Here is a 16,500-nt window from a genome sequence, read left to right on the forward strand (position 1 = left end):
CGATTCCCGATTCCCGATTCCCGATTCCCGATTCCCGATTCCCGATTCCCGGCGCTAAAGCGCATCCCGCGTCGGCGCATCGGTCCGCACCACCACATCCAGCGCGTCGTGACGCCAGGATTCGATATCCAGTTCCACCGCGCGGCCGTCTTCGGCAAAGCTGGTCCGCTGCAGGCGGAAGCAGGGCGTGCCGGTGGTGGACTGCAGCAGCAGCGCCTGGGTGGCATCCAGGCCGGCCGGATGCATCGACACCTGCGCGCGGCTCAGGAACAGCCCCAGCTTCTGGTTGAACACGCTCGACAGCGAGCCGGCCAGATCATGTTCCAGCAGGCCCGGCGCCCACGCTGCAAGCACCACATTGGTTTCCAGCAGCACCGCGCGGCGGTCGATCCAGCGCCGGCGCTGCAGCACGAAGACATCCTCGTAAGGCGACGCCAGACGCAGTGCGGCGGCGAAGGCGGCGCCGGCCGGTTGCCGGGTCGCACTGAGCAGCTCGGTGCGCGGCTTTCGCCCTTGCGAGGCCACGTACTGCATGAAGCCGGCAATGCTGGTGGGGTCGTAACGCACGCGTGGCGCGCTGACGAACCAACCGCGGCGGTTTTCGCGGTAGATGCGTCCCTGCGCTTCCAGTTGCTGCAGGGCCTCACGCAAGGTGATGCGGGTGCAGCCGAACCGCTCGGCGAGTTCGCGCTCCACCGGCAGGCGCTGGTCAGGGCCCCATTCGCCGGCAGCGATCTGCGCGGAGATGATCTCGGTGATGGCGTGCTGGCGCGAGGCGCTCATGCGGCGTGCCGCCCGGCAAGGAGTTGACGCATCGGTAAGGCAACAGGCTGAAAGTCGTGCATGCGCCGATGGTAAAGAAGAACGCGCCGGCAAACCGCGCCGGACTCAGTGCAGCGCCGCCGGATTCCGGTTCTGTTGGGGTTTCCAGCTGCGCCACCCGTAGACCGCCAGCGCCACGAAGCCGGCGTAGAGCAGGGCAGTGGGGTACAGGCCCTTGCTGACGAAGACGCCGACATACACGCAGTCCAGCACGATCCACAACACCCAGTTGGCAATGCGCTTGCGCGCGGCCCACGCGCTGGCGACCAGGCTGAAACTGGCCAGCGCCGCGTCCAGCCAGGGCAGTGCAGCGTCGGTGCGGTGATGCATGTACGCGCCCAACCCCGCCGCGAACGCAGCACCGATGCCCAGCGAGATCCACAGTTCCTGTTGCGGCATCGGCAACGGACGGATACGCGTGTCCGTGGCATTGCCACGCTGCCACTGCCACCAGCCATACAGCTGGGTCAGCACGTACACGCCCTGCAGCAGCATGTCCGAGTACAGCTTCCACTGGTAGAACAGCCACGCGTACAAGCCCACTGCCACGATGCCCACCGGCCAGCACCAGCGGATGCGTCGCGCGGTCAGCCACACGCCCAGCAGGTTGATCACGACAGCGATGGATTCGAGCAACGACATGCAATGCCTGATGGAAAGTGGAGAGCAGGTGCAACCCGTGCAAAACCGTGTTGCAGTCGCAAGTGGATGCTGCGCGACTCCGAGCCTGTATGCGATGGAAATCCAACAGCGTCCTCACCGCCGAGCCCTGCCTCAAGAGCGGCTGACACAAGCTGGCGCCCGCCCGCCTGGCGGCCGCGCAGGAGTGCTGTCAGCTGCTCTCAGCTGCCGCCATCAGCCAGTGCCTGAAACCCGCCCAAGCACAGCTGATTCCGACGTCCTTCTCCCGCTTGCGGGGGAAGGTGCCCGAAGGGCGGATGGGGGAGGCAGCAGGCCTCAAAAATCCACCTGCACCGTCAGCCGCGCCGTACGCGGCGCACCCGGGAACAGATACGCATCGCCCTGGTATTCGCCGGAATCGCGCCAGTAGCGCTTGTCGAACACGTTGTCCACGTTCACCCGCCACGTGGTTGCCAGTGTGCCCAGCGTCGTGGCGTAGCGCGCGCCCAGATTGGCCACCGTGTAGGCGGGTACGCTGGCATTGCCAAGGCGGTCGGCGAACTTGCGCCCGCTGTATTGCACGCCGGCCAGCAGCGCCAGCCCATCGACGCCAGGCACGTTGTAGTCGGCCTGCACGCTGGCGCGCAGCTTGGGCACGTTGATGGCCTGATGGCCCTCATACGCTGCAATGTCGGTGTCTTCTGCGCGGGCGCGGATGGCCGCGATGCTGGCGAACAGGCGCAGCTGCTCGGTCGCCGCGCCATCGGCCGACAGCTCCAGGCCGCGGTTATGCAGGCGTCCCTGCTGCACGAACAGCAGGCCACCGTCGGCTTGCGGCTGGGTGAACTGGTAGGCCTGGCGGATGTCGAACAGCGCCGCGCCCAGGCGCAGGCCCTGCAGATCGATCTTGGCGCCGGTTTCCAGCTGATACGCACTGGTAGGGGGCAGGATCTCGTCGGCATTGTCGGCAAACCACGGCGCGGTGCCGCCGGCGGCCAGGCTCTTGGCGTAGCTGGCATACAGCGACACGTTCTGCTGCGGCTTGAACAACAGTGCCGCCTGCGGCAACACCGCGTCCTTGCGGGTGCGGCGTTCCAACAGCCCGTCGCGATCGAACGCACGTTCGTCCAGCCGCACGGCGCGCGCGCCCAACGACAGCTCCCACTGCTCACCCAGGCCGATACGGTCGGCCAGCACCAGCGCGCGCTGGCGGCTGTCCAGGCGGCGTTGTTTCGGGTCCAGCGGCACGTCGGTCTGCGCGAAGACTTCCGGGTCGCGGTCGATGCTGCCGCTGCCGACGAATTCGTTGACCGAACCAAAGCGGTCGATGGTGCGGCGCAGCCAGTCGCCACCGATGCTCAGGCGATGCTCCAGCGCACCGGTGACCACGCGGCCTTCCAGGGTGGCGCGCAACTGGTCGTGCACGCGGGTGTCGTCCGGGCTGCGGTAGTCGTAGACGTCGTACTCGCCCTGCGCGCTGAAGAAGTTTGGCGTGGCGATGTCCGCGCAGCTTGCCGCGCCGTAGCAGCCCCAGGCGAACGCGGAAAAATCGTTGATCGTCGAGCGGCTGCGCGACGCGTCGACGGTGGCGCGCCAGTCGTCGTTGAACTGATAGGCGTAGCGCAGCTGCGCGTTGAGCGAGTCCATTTCCACCGGGCGTGACCAGGGCTGGTACCCGAGCAGGCGGCGCACGTCGATATCGCGCGGCACCTGCGTGCCGCCGAGCAATTGGTAGCCGGGCACCGAGCGCTGTTGCCGATGCTGGTATTCCACGTCCAGCTGCAGCAGCGACTGCGGGGTGATCTTCCAGTCGCCGGCCAGCGACAGAAAATTACGGTAGCCATCCGCATGATCGACATAGCTGTCGATGTCTTCGCGTGCGGCATTCACGCGCAGGCCCAGGCTGCGCTCGGCACCGAACCAGTCGCCCAGGTCGGCCGCGACATAGCGCGAGCCCTGCTCGTCGGTACCCAGGGTCACGCTGCGCACACGCTCGGGCCGCTTGGTGCGGTAGTCGATCAGCCCGGCCGGTTCGTTGACACCGGACTGCAGCCCGGCCAGGCCTTTGAGGATCTGGACCTGCTGCTTGTTCTCCAGCGCGATGGATTGCTCGCCCACCGCACTCAGGCCATTGATGCGGTAGCTGTTGGCGGCATTGAGCGAATACCCGCGCACCACGAAGTTTTCGTAATAGCCGATCGGCGCATACGCATCGCCGGCGGAGGCGTCGGCACGCAGCACCTCGCTGAGCACGCGCGCCTGGCGATCGAGCAATTGCGGGCGGTCGATCACCGCGATGGAGGCGGGCGCATCCAGCAGGCGGGTGGCGCCGAAGCCGGTCAGCGCGGTGGCTGCCTCGCTGCGTTGCCCAAGCACGTTGACCGCGTCCAGTTCCACCGCTGCGCTGTCGGGTTGTTGTTGTGCCAGGACGGGGCTGGACAGGCACACCGCCAGGGCAAGCGCGAGCGGGCGGCGGGAGAGCAGGCGAGTGGATGCGAAGGACATGGGTAAGGCTCGATGGAAGAAGGGAAACCGCTCAGGGCGAGCGGTGCGCGCGCGCATACAAATGCGCGAGCAGGGCCTGGCCATCGGCGCTGGAAAACCAGTCCGCATGCCCAAGCAGATAACGGTGATAGGCGATGTCCACGTTGTCGGCGGAGCGCGTGATGCCGGCGAAATAGTCGATCTCGCTCAAGGCGAAATCGACATGCACGATCGGCAGCAGTGCGGCCAGGCAATGCAGCTGTGCGGCACCGAGCGGGCAATGCGCAGCGTAGCCATCCAGCAATGCATCCAGCTGCGCCAGCTCGGGCTGCGCGCGTGCGCCGGTGTCCAGGTGCAGCCACGGGATCAGGTTGCGTTCGATGGCGGTGGCCAGATCGAACAGCGCGCTGTTGCGATCGCTCAATCCGAAATCGAAGATCGCGCTGACCCTGGTGTCGCCGTGGTCGGTGTTCCAGAGCAGGTTGGACGCGTGCCAATCGCCATGCGTCCACAGCGGCGGCATGGCACCCGGTGCAGACAGCAAGGGCCAGGCACGTGCATGCCAGGGCAGCACGTGAGTGGCCAGGTCGCGCTGCCAGGGATACCCGTGCAGGGCCGCAGCCAGATGCGGCCGTGTCGGTAGGGCGCGCTGCAGCGCCGGCAGTGGCTCGGCCTGCGCGAACACCTGCAGGTTGGCAACCAGCACGGCGCTGGAACGTGCGGGTGCAGCGAAGCCCCGCGCAGCGCGGTGGAGCTGCGCCAGCGCCGCGCCGGCGGCGTGCGCGTGGGCGGTGTCGATGAACGGCGTCCACGACACCGCATCGCGATACAGGTCGTGGCCGGCACCGACGCGCTGCACTTCGTAGACCCAGGCGTCGTGGGCAAACGCGGTCTGGCCGTCCGCCGCGTGCAGCACCTCGACCACCGGCGCGCCGGCCCGGCGCAGATGCGCCATGAACGCGTGCTCCTCGCGCAACGCGGCAACGCTGCGCACGCGGCAATGGTGGCGTTTGACGATCACCGGCCCGGTGGCGGTTTCCACGCGGGCGGCGGCGGAGAACGGTCGCGCACTGTGCCACTGCACGTCCTGCGCACCGCCAAGCGTGGGCAGGCGCTGCAGCACGCGCCGGATTTCCCCAAGGGTCAGCACCGGCCAGTCGGGCGGCGCCAGCGCCAGGCTCATGCCATGGACCTGATGCGGCGCGTTCACGGCTGCAGGCTCCACGTGCAAGCCATAGGGAGATCGAGTGGTATAGACCAACCGGGTAAGGCCGATCCGACGGGCCCGGCGCATGTGCCGGCATTGCGGACGGCGCTGCCGGGCCGTCGGTGCAGGGCGGGCGCCATCAGGCGGTCGCACTGCATGGAATGAAAGGGCAGCGCGAAACCGAAAGGTCGCTGGCCGTCATCTCTGAGGATCAAGTGGGGGTGCCGCGGACGGCGCCGACGCAGGCCGCGTGGCGGCTGTCGGGCGCGCAGTATGCCTGCTGCTGCGGCACGCCGCCATGCCGGGGCGCCACACGCGATGGCGCGGCGGTGGCCCCGCACCGGATAATGGGCGGATGACTCCAGTCCAGATCGCCGCCGTTGTCGTCACCTACCAGAGCAGCAGCACCATCGATGCGTGCCTGTCGCGGTTGCGCGCGGCCGAGGGCATCCGCGAGATCCGGGTGGTCGACAACGCCTCCAGCGACGACACCCTGGACGTGGTGCAGCGGCACGCGCTGGCCGACGCCCGCGTGCACTTCATCGCCAACCCGGACAACCCCGGCTTTGCCACCGCCTGCAACCAGGGCGCGCGCGACTCGCAGGCGCCGTGGCTGGTGTTCATCAACCCGGATCTGATGGTCGAGCCCGACACCCTGGTGCAGTTGCGCGCGCGCGCGGCCGGGCATGCTGCCGTGCTGCTCGGCGTGGAGCAGGTGGACGAACAGGGCCGCCCCGACGCCGCAGTGCGCCGCCGCGACCCGGACTTTGCGGCCATGCTGCGCGCGCCGCGTGCCGCCGCCCAGCTGGCGATGCCGGCCGACCCGTCGCAGGCGCTGCAGGCGGTCGATGCAATCTCCGGTGCGCTGATGCTGATGCAGCGCAGCCTGTTCGACCGGCTGGACGGCTGGGACGGCCATTACCGGCTGCATGCCGAGGATCTGGACCTGTGCCGGCGTGCCCGTCAGGCGGGTGCGCTGGTCGCGGTGGCCAACGATCTGCAGGTGGTGCACGTGCGCGGCGTCTCCAGCCGAGCCCGCCCGTACTTCGTCGAATGGCATAAACACCGCGGTCTGTGGCGCTATTTCCGCAAGTTCGAAGCCGCCCAGCGCGGCCCACTGACCCGGGTCGGCGTGTGGCTGGCGATCTGGGCGCATGCGGCTGCGCAACTGCCGCGGTTGGTGCGTCGGGCATGACGCGCGGCCCGTTAAATTAGTGATAAATCCGTGATGGGGAGCCGGTCGTAACTGTGATACGTTGCGTGGCGAAGTGTGATCCAGTCAGTGCTTCCTGTCCCTAACGGGTCCCCCATCAGGAAACGTACAAATGTCCTTACAGATCGACCCGCGCTCGCGGGTACGTCACTCGTGCCTTATCCCCCTACAGTCCAGTCCGGTTGCCTGGCCGTCGGCCTCTTTTCGTTCCCTCGGCCGCAAGCCGCTGGCCGCGCTGTCGGCGCTGGCGCTGGGCTGCACGCTGGCCGCATTGCCGGGCGCTGCGTTTGCCGGTGCCTGGACGCAACCGCAGGGCGACACGCTGGTGATCGCCAAGGCGCTGCATAGCGATGGCCGCGGGTGGTTCGACGACAGCCATCACCGCACGACCTTCGGTGACGGCCAGCAATTCGACGGAAACGGGCGTAGCCGCCAGGACCAGCTGAATGTCTACGTCGAGCACGGGCTGACCGACAGGCTCAGCGTCATCGGCAATTTCTATTTCAGCGATGTCGGTTTCAGCAGCCATGACAGTGGCCGCGGCCGCCAGCAGACCAGCACCACCGGGTTTGCCGATCAGGAAATCGGCCTGCGCTATGCGTTGCCGAGCGCGCCGGACGATGTCTGGCGCAGCTCGGTCCAGGGGCTGGTCAGCATCCCGGCGTATGGCCGCAGCAAGACCTACCACCCGAACAATCCCCAGGCGAACACCGATCCTGCGCTGGGTTTGGGCGATTACGGGCTGGAGCTGCGTTACAGCCGTGGCCGCGGGTACACGCTGGGCGGACGCAACGGCTATGTCGATCTGGGTGGCGCGGTGCGCCTGCGCGGCAGTGCGGCCTCCGACGAGGTGCGCGTGGATGCCTCCACCGGTCTGAGCCTGACCCCGAGCTGGTTGCTGCTCGGCGAGCTCAACGTCATCCAGGGGCTGGGCAACGGGCGTAACAACTTCGATGTCGCAGGCTCTGCGGGCGGCGTGGGTTTCGTCGCCACCGGCACCAACTACGACCTGACCAAGCTGCAGCTGTCCACGCTGTACACCGCTCCGGGCGGCAGTCAGTGGCAGCTGGGCTATCAGCAGCCGGTGATGGGACGCAACACTGCTGCCGCAGGCGGGCCGTTCGTGGCCGCCTGGTGGCGTTTCTGAGGACGCCACGCCCATGACGGTCAGCTGCGAGAGCGAGGCGCTGGGACGGGTGCCGGATATCGGCCGCGAACGCGGCCTGCTGGGGCGTGCGCTGGTGTCGGCGGGCGTCATCACCGACGAACAACTGCGCGCGGCGCTGGCGCTGCAGCAGCGCTGGAACTCGCGCCTGGGCGATGTGATCCTGGCCCAGCGCGGGGTGCCTGCGCAGCGCTTCTACGCCATCGTCGCCGCGCACTTCGGGCTGGAATTCATCGACCTGGTGCAGCAACCGCCGGATCCGGCGCTGCTCACTGCCGGCGATCTGGACAGTTACGCCCAGCGCCTGCTGCTGCCCTGGCGGCGCGAGGACGGCGTGCTGGTGCTGGCCGTGGCCGACCCCGACCCGGCGCTGTTCGCCTGGGCGCGCGCGCACTACGGCCAAGACGTGCGCTTTGTCGGCACCGCCAAGTTCGACATCATCTGGAGCCTGCAGCGCCATGCCGACGAGCAGCTCACCGACAACGCGCTGAACCTGCTGGCTGCGCATGCGCCGACCTATTCGGCACGCCAGGTGGTGACGCGCGGGCAGAAGCAAACCCTGTGGGCGATTGCCGCAGCGTTGCTGATCGCGATGGTGGTGTTTCCGGTGCCGGCCCTGATCGCCATCAACGTGCTGGTGGCGCTGGGCTTTCTGGCGACCTTCGGTTTGAAGCTGCTGCTGGTGTGGTTCGGCTCGCGCCACCGCATCGACATCAAGGTCACCGAAGACGAAGTGGCCGCGCTGCGCGACGACGACCTGCCGGTCTACACCGTGCTGGTGCCGATGTACAAGGAACCGGAAGTCCTGCCGATCCTGGCCAATGCGCTGCGCAAGCTGGATTACCCGATCAGCAAGCTCGACGTGAAACTGGTGCTGGAAGCCGACGACTTCGAGACCATCGAAGCGGCCAAGAAGCTCGGCCTGGAAGCGTTCTTCGAAATCATCCGGGTGCCGCCCTCGCAGCCCAAGACCAAGCCCAAGGCCTGCAACTACGCGCTGCATTTTGCGCGCGGCGAACTGCTCACCATCTACGACGCAGAAGACAAGCCCGAGCCGGATCAGCTCAAGCGCGTGGTGGCGGCCTTCCGCAAGGCCGAGAAGGACGTGGTGTGCATCCAGGCGCGGCTGAACTACTACAACGCCGACGAAAACTGGCTGACGCGGATGTTCACGCTGGAGTACACGCTCTGGTTCGACTTCTACCTGCCGGCGCTGGAATACCTGCGCATCCCGATTCCATTGGGCGGCACCTCCAACCATTTCCGTCTGGATGTGTTGCGCCAGGTGCGCGCGTGGGACCCGTACAACGTCACCGAAGACGCCGACCTGGGCGTGCGGCTGATCCAGAACGGCTACCGCGTCAACGTGGTGAACTCCACCACGTTCGAAGAGGCCAACGTCAGCATTCCCAACTGGATCCGGCAGCGTTCGCGCTGGCTCAAGGGCTATATGCAGACCTGGCTGGTGCACATGCGCGACCCGGTGCATCTGTATCGCAGCACCGGGTTCAAGGGGTTTTGGGGCTTTCAGTTCTTTATCGGCGGCGGTTTTTTCACCGCACTGGGCGTGCCGGTACTGTGGACGCTGTATACGGTGTGGCTGCTCACCGGCACCAGCATGTTCGAGCGCTTCTTCCCGCCGTGGCTGGGCGCGGTATCGCTGGTCAATCTGCTGCTGGCCAACGCGTTCTTCATCTACATCACGCTGGTGGCGGCGTTCAAGCGCGACTACTTCAAGTTGGCCCCGTACGCGTTGACGGTGCCGTTGTACTGGGCATTGCAGTCGATCGCCGCCTACAAGGGGCTCTGGCAGCTGATCCACAATCCGTTCTACTGGGAGAAGACCACGCATGGCATCAGCAAGCATTCGGAAAACGAGCGCCGCGCCGCACTCGAAGAGTGACTCGGTAACGCCGCGTCGCGAAAGTGGGCTGCCGGCGTTCCTGGTAGCCGTGGTGGCATTGTCGCTGCTGAGCCAGCCGTTGCTGCTGCAGCCGGTCGGCACCGCAGCGCCGACCATTGCGCCGGGTGCTGGCTTGCCGGCAACTGGCCTGCTGGCGTGGGCGCTCGATCTGACCCTGCACAGCTGGAATCTGCCGTTCCAGATCTGGCCGTTCCTGGCGGTCGCCGCCAACGCGTTGTTCCTGTCGCTGCTGTGGCGCGATCTGGCCGGCGTGTTCGGGCGTGGCTGGGCCAGCGGCCTGACCCTGCTGGTGGGCTGCAACCCGCTGTTCCTGCTGCCGATCGCGGCGGGCGGCAGCCAGGCGGTGGGCCTGCTGGCGTTCTACGGCCTGTGCCGCACGCTGCGCCGCCTGCAGGCGCCGGTGGAAGCGTTCACCTACCTGCGCATCGCCGGGTGGCTGTGCATCCTGCTGTGCCTGGATCTGCAGACCCTGGCGTTGTCGACGATGGTGGCGCCGTGGCTGCTGCTGGTGATGCCGCCGCAGATGCTGCGCAAGGCGCCCGGCTCGTTCTATCTGGTGTGCTATCTGCCGTTCGTGTTTCTGGTCGGCATGTGGGCCTACGTCAATCTGACCGTGTTCAACGCGCCGTGGCCGACGCTGTCGAGCATCGGCCAGGCCGCACATCCGCTGCCGTTGCCGCTGGCCACCCAGGCGCAGGACTGGCTGCCGGCCGTGCGTTGGGGCGTGGCCGCAGTGGTCTGCTTCCCGGTGCTGGCGCTGGTGGTGCGCACGCGCAGTGGTGCCCTGGCCCGCGGCGTCATCGCCAGCGCCGGCACGGTGATCTGCGCGGCGGCGCTGTCGTTTGCGTTCGGCTGGGCCGGGTTCGACGCCTTGTTGTTGCTGTGGGTGCCGGCGGCGTTGTTGCTGCGCGCGCTGCAGGCCGACCAGCGCACCCAGGCAGCCGGTTTGTTGCTGCTTGGTCTGGTCGGTGCGGCCTGGGTGCAGCCGCCGGGCTGGGGCAGCTGGCTGCGTGCGGCGCCTGCCGACGAGCAGTCGCTGCTGCAAGGTGAGGCGGTCGTCATCGCCGCGCCGGTATCGCTGCCGGTCAGGCCCGCAGCGATACCGTCGGCAGCCGTGCCTGCAACGCCGCGGCTAGGGGACGATGCCGTGCTCACCGCGGCGGCCGCACCGGTGGCGAGCGCACCGACGGGGCTGGCGGGCCCTGCCACGGCGACGGTGGCGCAGCCGCAACCCGGCAATGCAAGCGTGCAGGGCAGCACATGCGTGCAGGGCACGACAGCGTCGACCACCGAGGCGTCTGCGGCATGTTCAAGCGCGTTCTGACGCTCGTGGCAGTGCTGGCGGTGTGCCTGCTTGCCAATGGCTGCAATGCAGCCGCGCCGATGTGGATGGGCGCCAACGTCAAGGTGTCGGCCAATGCGCCGTGGCAGAGCGCCGCCGCCGCGCAATCGCTGGATGCGTTGGCCGGCACCGGTGCCAGCAAGGCGCTGCTGGTGGCCTTTGTGTGGCAGGCGACCCCACATTCCAGTGACCCGGTCCTGGGCAGCGACAGCAGCCTGGAGGCCATGCGCGCTGCGTTGCGGCAGAGCCAGCGCTCCGGTTTGCAGCCCACGCTCAAGGTGCATGTCTGGATACCCGGTCACTGGGCTGGCGAGGTGGCGCCCGGTGATCAGGCCGCCTGGTTTGCGGCGTATCAACGGGCACTGCTGCCGCTGGCGCAATTGGCCGAAGACGAACACGCCGAGGCGCTGGTGGTCGGCACCGAACTGCGCAAGCTGCAGGACGCGCCGCACTGGCCCGAGCTGGTGGCTGCGGTACGCAAGGTCTACCACGGCAAGCTGCTGTACGTGGCCGATGGCATGGAGCATGCCGAGAGCTTCCGTTACTGGTCGCTGTTCGATGCGGTCGGCACCAGCCTGTACCCGCGCCTGTCCGAGGCGGGCGATGCCCGCACGGCGGAAATGAACGCCGCCGCGCAGCGCCTGCAGCAGCTGGGCCAGCGCGTCGGCAAGCCGGTGTGGGTAGCCGAGCTGGGCCTGCGCTCGGCACGTGGCAGCCTGGCCGCACCGTGGGAAAGCCCGGAGCAACGTGCCGCCGCAGTGGATACGCAGCTGCAGCTGCAGGTGCTGCAGCAATGGCGCAAGGTGCTGCAGGCGCATGGCATCGACGGGATTGCGCTGTGGTGCTGGTACACCGACCCCAAGGCCGGCGGCCCGGGCGACAGCGACTTCACCGTGCAAGGCAAGCCGGCCCAGCAGGTGCTGGCGCGCTGAGGCGCCCAGCTGCGCCTGCGGACGGCGTCGCGGCAGTGGATCGAGTGGGAGGCTTGCCGCGCAGCTGCCTGTGGCAGCGGCGGCAACAGCCGATGGTCGGCACGCTGGGCGGGGCGCGTGCGCGTGGCAGCCGGCGCGTTGGCGGCCTTGCACGTCCCGCCAGCGCCGCTGCGGGCATAATCCGGCGGCATGATCATCCATTCGCTGCTCGACACCGACCTGTACAAATTCACCATGATGCAGGCGGTGCTGCATCAGCACCCGGCCGCGCAGGTGGAGTACCGCTTCAAGTGCCGCACCCCTGGCGTGAACCTGGCGCAGTTCATCGATGAGATATCACGCGAGATCGATGCGCTGTGCCGGCTGCGCCTGCGCGAGGACGAAGTGGATTACCTGCGCAGCCTGCGCTTCATCAAGCCGGACTTTGCCGACTTCCTGGCGCTGTTCCATCTGGACCGCAAGTACCTGCAGCTGTCGGCATCGACCGCCCATCCGGGCGAGATCGAGCTGACCATCCGTGGCCCGTGGCTGCACACCATCCTGTTCGAAGTACCGCTGCTGGCGATCATCAACGAGGTGTGGTTTCGCAACACCTCCGAGCCGGATTTCGAGGAAGGCCGCAGCCGCCTGCGCGCCAAGGTCAGCAGCCTGCGCAGCATGCCCGCCGGCTGCAAGATCGCCGATTACGGCACCCGGCGGCGTTACTCGCGGCACTGGCACGGCGAGCTGCTGCCGCTGCTGCGCGATGGCCTGGGCGAGCAGTTCGTGGGTACCAGCAACGTGTATTTCGCCAAGCACTACGGGTTGACCCCGCTGGGCACGATGGCGCACGAATACCTGCAGGCATTTCAGGCGCTGGGGCCGCGGCTGCGCGATTCGCAGGTGGCGGCGCTGGAGTCCTGGGCGCGCGAATACCGCGGCGACCTGGGCATTGCGTTGTCGGATGTGGTGGGGCTGGATGCGTTCCTGCGCGATTTCGACCTGTACTTCTGCAAGCTGTTCGACGGCATGCGCCACGATTCCGGCGACCCGTTCGAATGGGGTGAGCGGGTGATCGCGCACCTGGAGGCGCACCGCATCGATCCCCGGACCAAGGTGCTGGTGTTCAGCGACGGCCTCGATATCGACAAGGTGATGCAGCTGTACCAGCACTTCCACACGCGCTGCCGTCTGGCCTTCGGGGTGGGCACCAGCCTGACCAACGACCTGGGGCCGACCCCGTTGCAGATCGTGATCAAGATGGTCCGCTGCAACGGCCAACCGGTGGCCAAGCTCAGCGACTCGCCCGGCAAGAGCATGTGCGAGGACGTCGGCTACCTGCGCTACCTGCGCGATGTGTTCGGCCTGCCGCCGATGCCGGACGACAGTGGCGCTGCGCGTCAGTAGGTGACGCCCGCCGGCAGGCGGAACGGTGGACAACCCACCCTGGTGTAGGGGAATCGCCAGAAAAAAATGAGAACCCCATCGCGCTTGCACGTTGGCTGACGTTAACATTGGCATCACGCCGCCATCACATTGGATGCGGCGGTCGCTGACGTCCCATCTTGCGAAGTCCGTTGATGCCCGCACTCGACCCGTTATCGCTGTACCGCGCGCGTCGCTGCTCCCGGCAGTGGCTGGGCTTTGTCCGCGCCATGGCCGAGGAGTTCGGCGCCGAGTTGCCCGAGCACGATCTGGCCACGTTGATGGTGCGGATCGGCCGTCGGTTTGCGCGCGAGCACAGGCTGGCGCCCTGCAACGCGCTGGCCGAGGTGCAACAGGCCGCCAACGCGATCTGGGACGGCTGCGACTGGGGCCAGTGCGCGATGGACGAGCACGCCGACCATGTGCAGATCCGCCACGGCGGTGCGCCGCTGGGCGTGGCGCTGGATGGCGCCGCCTGGAGCGACGGATTCCTGCAGGGCGTCTACGAAGGCTGGTTCCAGCAACTGGGGATGCTGGCGGGCCTGTCCGTACAGGCCGTGCCGGGAGAGAGCGTGGACCTGCGCCTGTTGGTGCTGGCGCGGACGCCATGAACAGCGGTCATCGGACAAGGAGAATGTGATGGCGCCAAAGAACACCAGAAACACACCGGGACACGACGATGTGTCCGGCCTGTTCGCACGTCTGGGGACGCAGGCGAGTCAGGGGTACCAGGATTTCGCCTATCCCCAGTTGCCGCCGCGCAAAGCCGGCGGCCTGCCTGCCGGCGCGCCGGTCGCTGGCGCAGCGGTGCCGGATGCGACCGACGCGGTGGCGCCGCCCGCGCCAGCGTCGCCAGCTGTACCGGTAGCCGGCACGCCACCTGCTGCGCCGCCGTCACCGGTACTGCAAGCAGCTGCGGCGGCGGAACAGACCGCAAGCCTGCAGCGCAGCGATGCGCTGGCACCGTTACGCAAGCTGCGCCAGGTCGACGAGCCCGGCCCGCGGGGCCTGCCATCGCCGTCGCGGCCTGCGCAGACGCCACTGGAGCAGCTGTTCCAGCGCCTGTTGCAGGCCGACGCCCGCAGCAACGCGCACAGCCCGCTCAAGCGCCTGCGTTCGCGTTGATGCCTGCCCACCCGTAACGCCCGGCACGCATAGCGCGCGTATCCCGGTGCCGTACCGCACGTCTGCCATGTTTTTCAGGATTGCCCGATGACCGTTGCCCACCGTCGTTCCGTCTCGCCGCTGCCCACGCTGGCAACCTGGGCGCTGTGGCTGCTGGGCGCGCTGCTGCTGGTCTTCGTGGTGGCCGTGCCGATGGACGTCACCCAGCAGCTGGTGTTCTCCGGGGTGCTGTTTGCCGTGGCGCTGGCGGTGCGCAAGCGCGGCGGGCGCGTGGTGGTCCTGATGATGATGGGCATGTCGCTGGCGGTGTCGTGCCGCTACATCTGGTGGCGCATGACCCAGACCATGGGCCTGGGCAGTGCAGGGGATTTCATCCTCGGGCTGGGCCTGCTCGGCGCCGAGCTGTATGCCTTCGTGATCCTGGTGCTGGGTTACTTCCAGGTGCTGTGGCCGCTCGATCGCAAGCCGGTACCGCTGCCTGCCGACCAGCGCCTGTGGCCGAGCGTGGACGTGTTCATCCCCACCTACAACGAGCCGCTGTCGGTGGTGCGTACTACCGTGCTGGCCGCCAGCGTGATCGATTGGCCGGCCGGCAAGATCACCATCCACCTGCTCGATGACGGCCGCCGCGACGAATTCCGCGAGTTCTGCGCCGAGGTCGGCATCAACTACGTCACCCGCACCAACAATGCGCATGCCAAGGCCGGCAACATCAATGCCGCGTTGAAGAAATGCAGCGGCGAATATGTGGCCATCTTCGACTGCGACCACATTCCCACCCGCAGCTTTCTGCAGGTGGCGATGGGCTGGTTCCTGCGTGATACCGGGCTGGCACTGGTGCAGATGCCGCACTATTTCTTTTCGCCCGATCCGTTCGAGCGCAACCTCGACACGCACGGCAAGGTGCCCAACGAGGGCGAGCTGTTCTACGGGCTGCTGCAGGATGGCAATGACCAGTGGAACGCCACGTTCTTCTGCGGTTCGTGCGCGGTGATCAAGCGCAGCGCACTGGAAGAAGTGGGTGGGGTGGCGGTGGAAACCGTCACCGAAGATGCGCATACCGCGCTCAAGCTGCAGCGCCGCGGCTATCGCACCGCGTATCTGGCGGTGCCGCAGGCCGCAGGTCTGGCAACGGAGAGCCTGTCCGGGCATGTGGCGCAGCGCATCCGCTGGGCGCGCGGCATGGCGCAGATTGCACGCATCGACAATCCCTTGCTGGGGCGCGGGCTCAAACTGTCGCAGCGGCTGTGCTACCTCAACGCGATGCTGCATTTTTTCTACGGGCTGCCGCGCATCATCTATCTCACGGCGCCGTTGGCCTATCTGTTCTTCGGTGCGCACGTGATCCAGGCGTCGGCGCTGATGATCCTGGCCTACGCGTTGCCGCACCTTCTGCAGGCCAACCTGACCAACCTGCGCGTGCAGAGCCGCTTTCGGCACCTGCTGTGGAACGAGGTCTACGAGACCACGCTGGCCTGGTACATCTTCCGCCCGACGCTGGTGGCCTTGCTCAATCCCAAGCTGGGCAAGTTCAACGTCACCCCCAAGGGCGGGCTGGTGGCGCGCAGTTATTTCGATGCGCAGATCGCCAAGCCCTATCTGTTCCTGCTGCTGCTCAACCTGGCCGGCGTGGTGGCCGGCGTGCTGCGTCTGGTGTATGTCGGCGGCAGCGGCGAGCAGCAGACCATCTGGTTCAACCTGGCCTGGACGCTCTACAACATGGTGCTGCTGGGCGCCACGATCGCCACCGCCAGCGAAACCCGCCAGGTGCGCAGCGCGCATCGGGTGCCGTTGGATATCCCGGTCACCCTGTATCTGCCCGACGGCAGCGTGTTGCCAAGCCGTTCGGTGAATTTTTCCACCGGCGGCATGGCGATCAAGCTCGCGCAGCCGCAGCCGATCGAGCCCGGGTCGGCGGTGCAGATCGGCCTCAGCCACCGCGGTGTGGAGCAGACCTTGCCGGCGGTGGTGCGCCAGGACCGCGATGGTCAGGTCAGCATCCAGTTCACCGCGATGTCGATGGAACAGGAGCGCTGGCTGGTGGCATCGACCTTTGCGCGCGCCGACATCTGGCTGTCGCAATGGGGCCAGCACGACCGCGATTCGTTCTGGCGCTCGATGGGCCAGGTGCTGGCCGCCAGCGCGCGCGGGTTCGGGCGCCTGGGCCGGCATATGGCCGACAGCGCACGCCAGGGCTTCCGCCCGGCACGTGCAGTGGATCTGGAGTCGTGAGCGTGATGCCTGGTGTTTCCCTTTCCCCT

General features: G+C 67.4%; 13 protein-coding genes. 9 read left to right on the top strand and 4 right to left on the bottom strand.

Annotated elements, in window-relative coordinates; translation table 11 throughout:
- Nucleotides 1-54: 54 nt before the first annotated feature.
- The 4 genes from ACCQ10_RS04040 to ACCQ10_RS04055 all read right to left on the bottom strand — a co-directional run bounded on the left by ACCQ10_RS04040 (nucleotide 55) and on the right by ACCQ10_RS04055 (nucleotide 5,137).
- Complete coding sequence (locus ACCQ10_RS04040) at nucleotides 55-783, bottom strand: UTRA domain-containing protein (protein ID WP_372362306.1); 729 nt, start codon at nucleotides 781-783, stop codon at nucleotides 55-57.
- Between the two features lie 105 nt (nucleotides 784-888).
- The gene (pnuC, locus tag ACCQ10_RS04045) at nucleotides 889-1,464 is read right to left on the bottom strand and encodes a nicotinamide riboside transporter PnuC (protein ID WP_372362307.1); all 576 of its coding nucleotides are present in this window, start codon (nucleotides 1,462-1,464) and stop codon (nucleotides 889-891) included.
- A 315-nt stretch (nucleotides 1,465-1,779) separates the two neighbouring features.
- Entirely contained in the window at nucleotides 1,780-3,948 is a 2,169-nt protein-coding gene (locus ACCQ10_RS04050; protein WP_372362308.1) for a TonB-dependent receptor, read from the bottom strand.
- Nucleotides 3,949-3,979: 31 nt separating this feature from the next.
- Complete coding sequence (locus ACCQ10_RS04055; RefSeq protein ID WP_372362309.1) at nucleotides 3,980-5,137, bottom strand: phosphotransferase enzyme family protein; 1,158 nt, start codon at nucleotides 5,135-5,137, stop codon at nucleotides 3,980-3,982.
- 352 nt (nucleotides 5,138-5,489) lie between these two features.
- Here ACCQ10_RS04055 and ACCQ10_RS04060 point away from each other — a divergent pair, with 352 nt between their 5' ends.
- The 9 genes from ACCQ10_RS04060 to bcsA all read left to right on the top strand — a co-directional run bounded on the left by ACCQ10_RS04060 (nucleotide 5,490) and on the right by bcsA (nucleotide 16,471).
- Entirely contained in the window at nucleotides 5,490-6,329 is an 840-nt protein-coding gene (locus ACCQ10_RS04060; RefSeq protein ID WP_372362310.1) for a glycosyltransferase family 2 protein, read from the top strand.
- Nucleotides 6,330-6,459: 130 nt separating this feature from the next.
- Complete coding sequence (locus ACCQ10_RS04065; RefSeq protein ID WP_372362311.1) at nucleotides 6,460-7,494, top strand: hypothetical protein; 1,035 nt, start codon at nucleotides 6,460-6,462, stop codon at nucleotides 7,492-7,494.
- Nucleotides 7,495-7,507: 13 nt separating this feature from the next.
- Nucleotides 7,508-9,415, top strand: a complete 1,908-nt coding sequence (locus ACCQ10_RS04070) for a glycosyltransferase family 2 protein (protein ID WP_372362312.1) — start codon at nucleotides 7,508-7,510, stop codon at nucleotides 9,413-9,415.
- Between the two features lie 49 nt (nucleotides 9,416-9,464).
- Complete coding sequence (locus ACCQ10_RS04075; RefSeq protein WP_372363052.1) at nucleotides 9,465-10,760, top strand: hypothetical protein; 1,296 nt, start codon at nucleotides 9,465-9,467, stop codon at nucleotides 10,758-10,760.
- Entirely contained in the window at nucleotides 10,742-11,710 is a 969-nt protein-coding gene (locus ACCQ10_RS04080) for a glycoside hydrolase family 113 (RefSeq protein ID WP_104579093.1), read from the top strand. The genes ACCQ10_RS04075 and ACCQ10_RS04080 overlap by 19 nt, the downstream gene beginning before the upstream one ends.
- Before the next feature lie 189 nt (nucleotides 11,711-11,899).
- A complete protein-coding gene (gene pncB, locus ACCQ10_RS04085; RefSeq protein WP_372362313.1) occupies nucleotides 11,900-13,096 on the top strand; it encodes a nicotinate phosphoribosyltransferase in 1,197 nt (398 codons plus the stop codon).
- A gap of 173 nt (nucleotides 13,097-13,269) precedes the next feature.
- The gene (bcsD, locus tag ACCQ10_RS04090) at nucleotides 13,270-13,725 is read left to right on the top strand and encodes a cellulose biosynthesis protein BcsD (RefSeq protein WP_372362314.1); all 456 of its coding nucleotides are present in this window, start codon (nucleotides 13,270-13,272) and stop codon (nucleotides 13,723-13,725) included.
- 28 nt (nucleotides 13,726-13,753) lie between these two features.
- Nucleotides 13,754-14,239 carry a hypothetical protein gene (locus tag ACCQ10_RS04095; RefSeq protein ID WP_372362315.1) on the top strand — a complete coding sequence of 162 codons (486 nt, stop codon included), beginning with the start codon at nucleotides 13,754-13,756 and terminating at the stop codon, nucleotides 14,237-14,239.
- 87 nt (nucleotides 14,240-14,326) lie between these two features.
- Entirely contained in the window at nucleotides 14,327-16,471 is a 2,145-nt protein-coding gene (gene bcsA, locus ACCQ10_RS04100; protein ID WP_372362316.1) for a UDP-forming cellulose synthase catalytic subunit, read from the top strand.
- Nucleotides 16,472-16,500 lie beyond the last annotated feature (29 nt).

Source organism: Xanthomonas sp. NCPPB 1325 (assembly GCF_041477645.2).
GTDB classification, from domain to species: domain Bacteria; phylum Pseudomonadota; class Gammaproteobacteria; order Xanthomonadales; family Xanthomonadaceae; genus Xanthomonas; species Xanthomonas cannabis.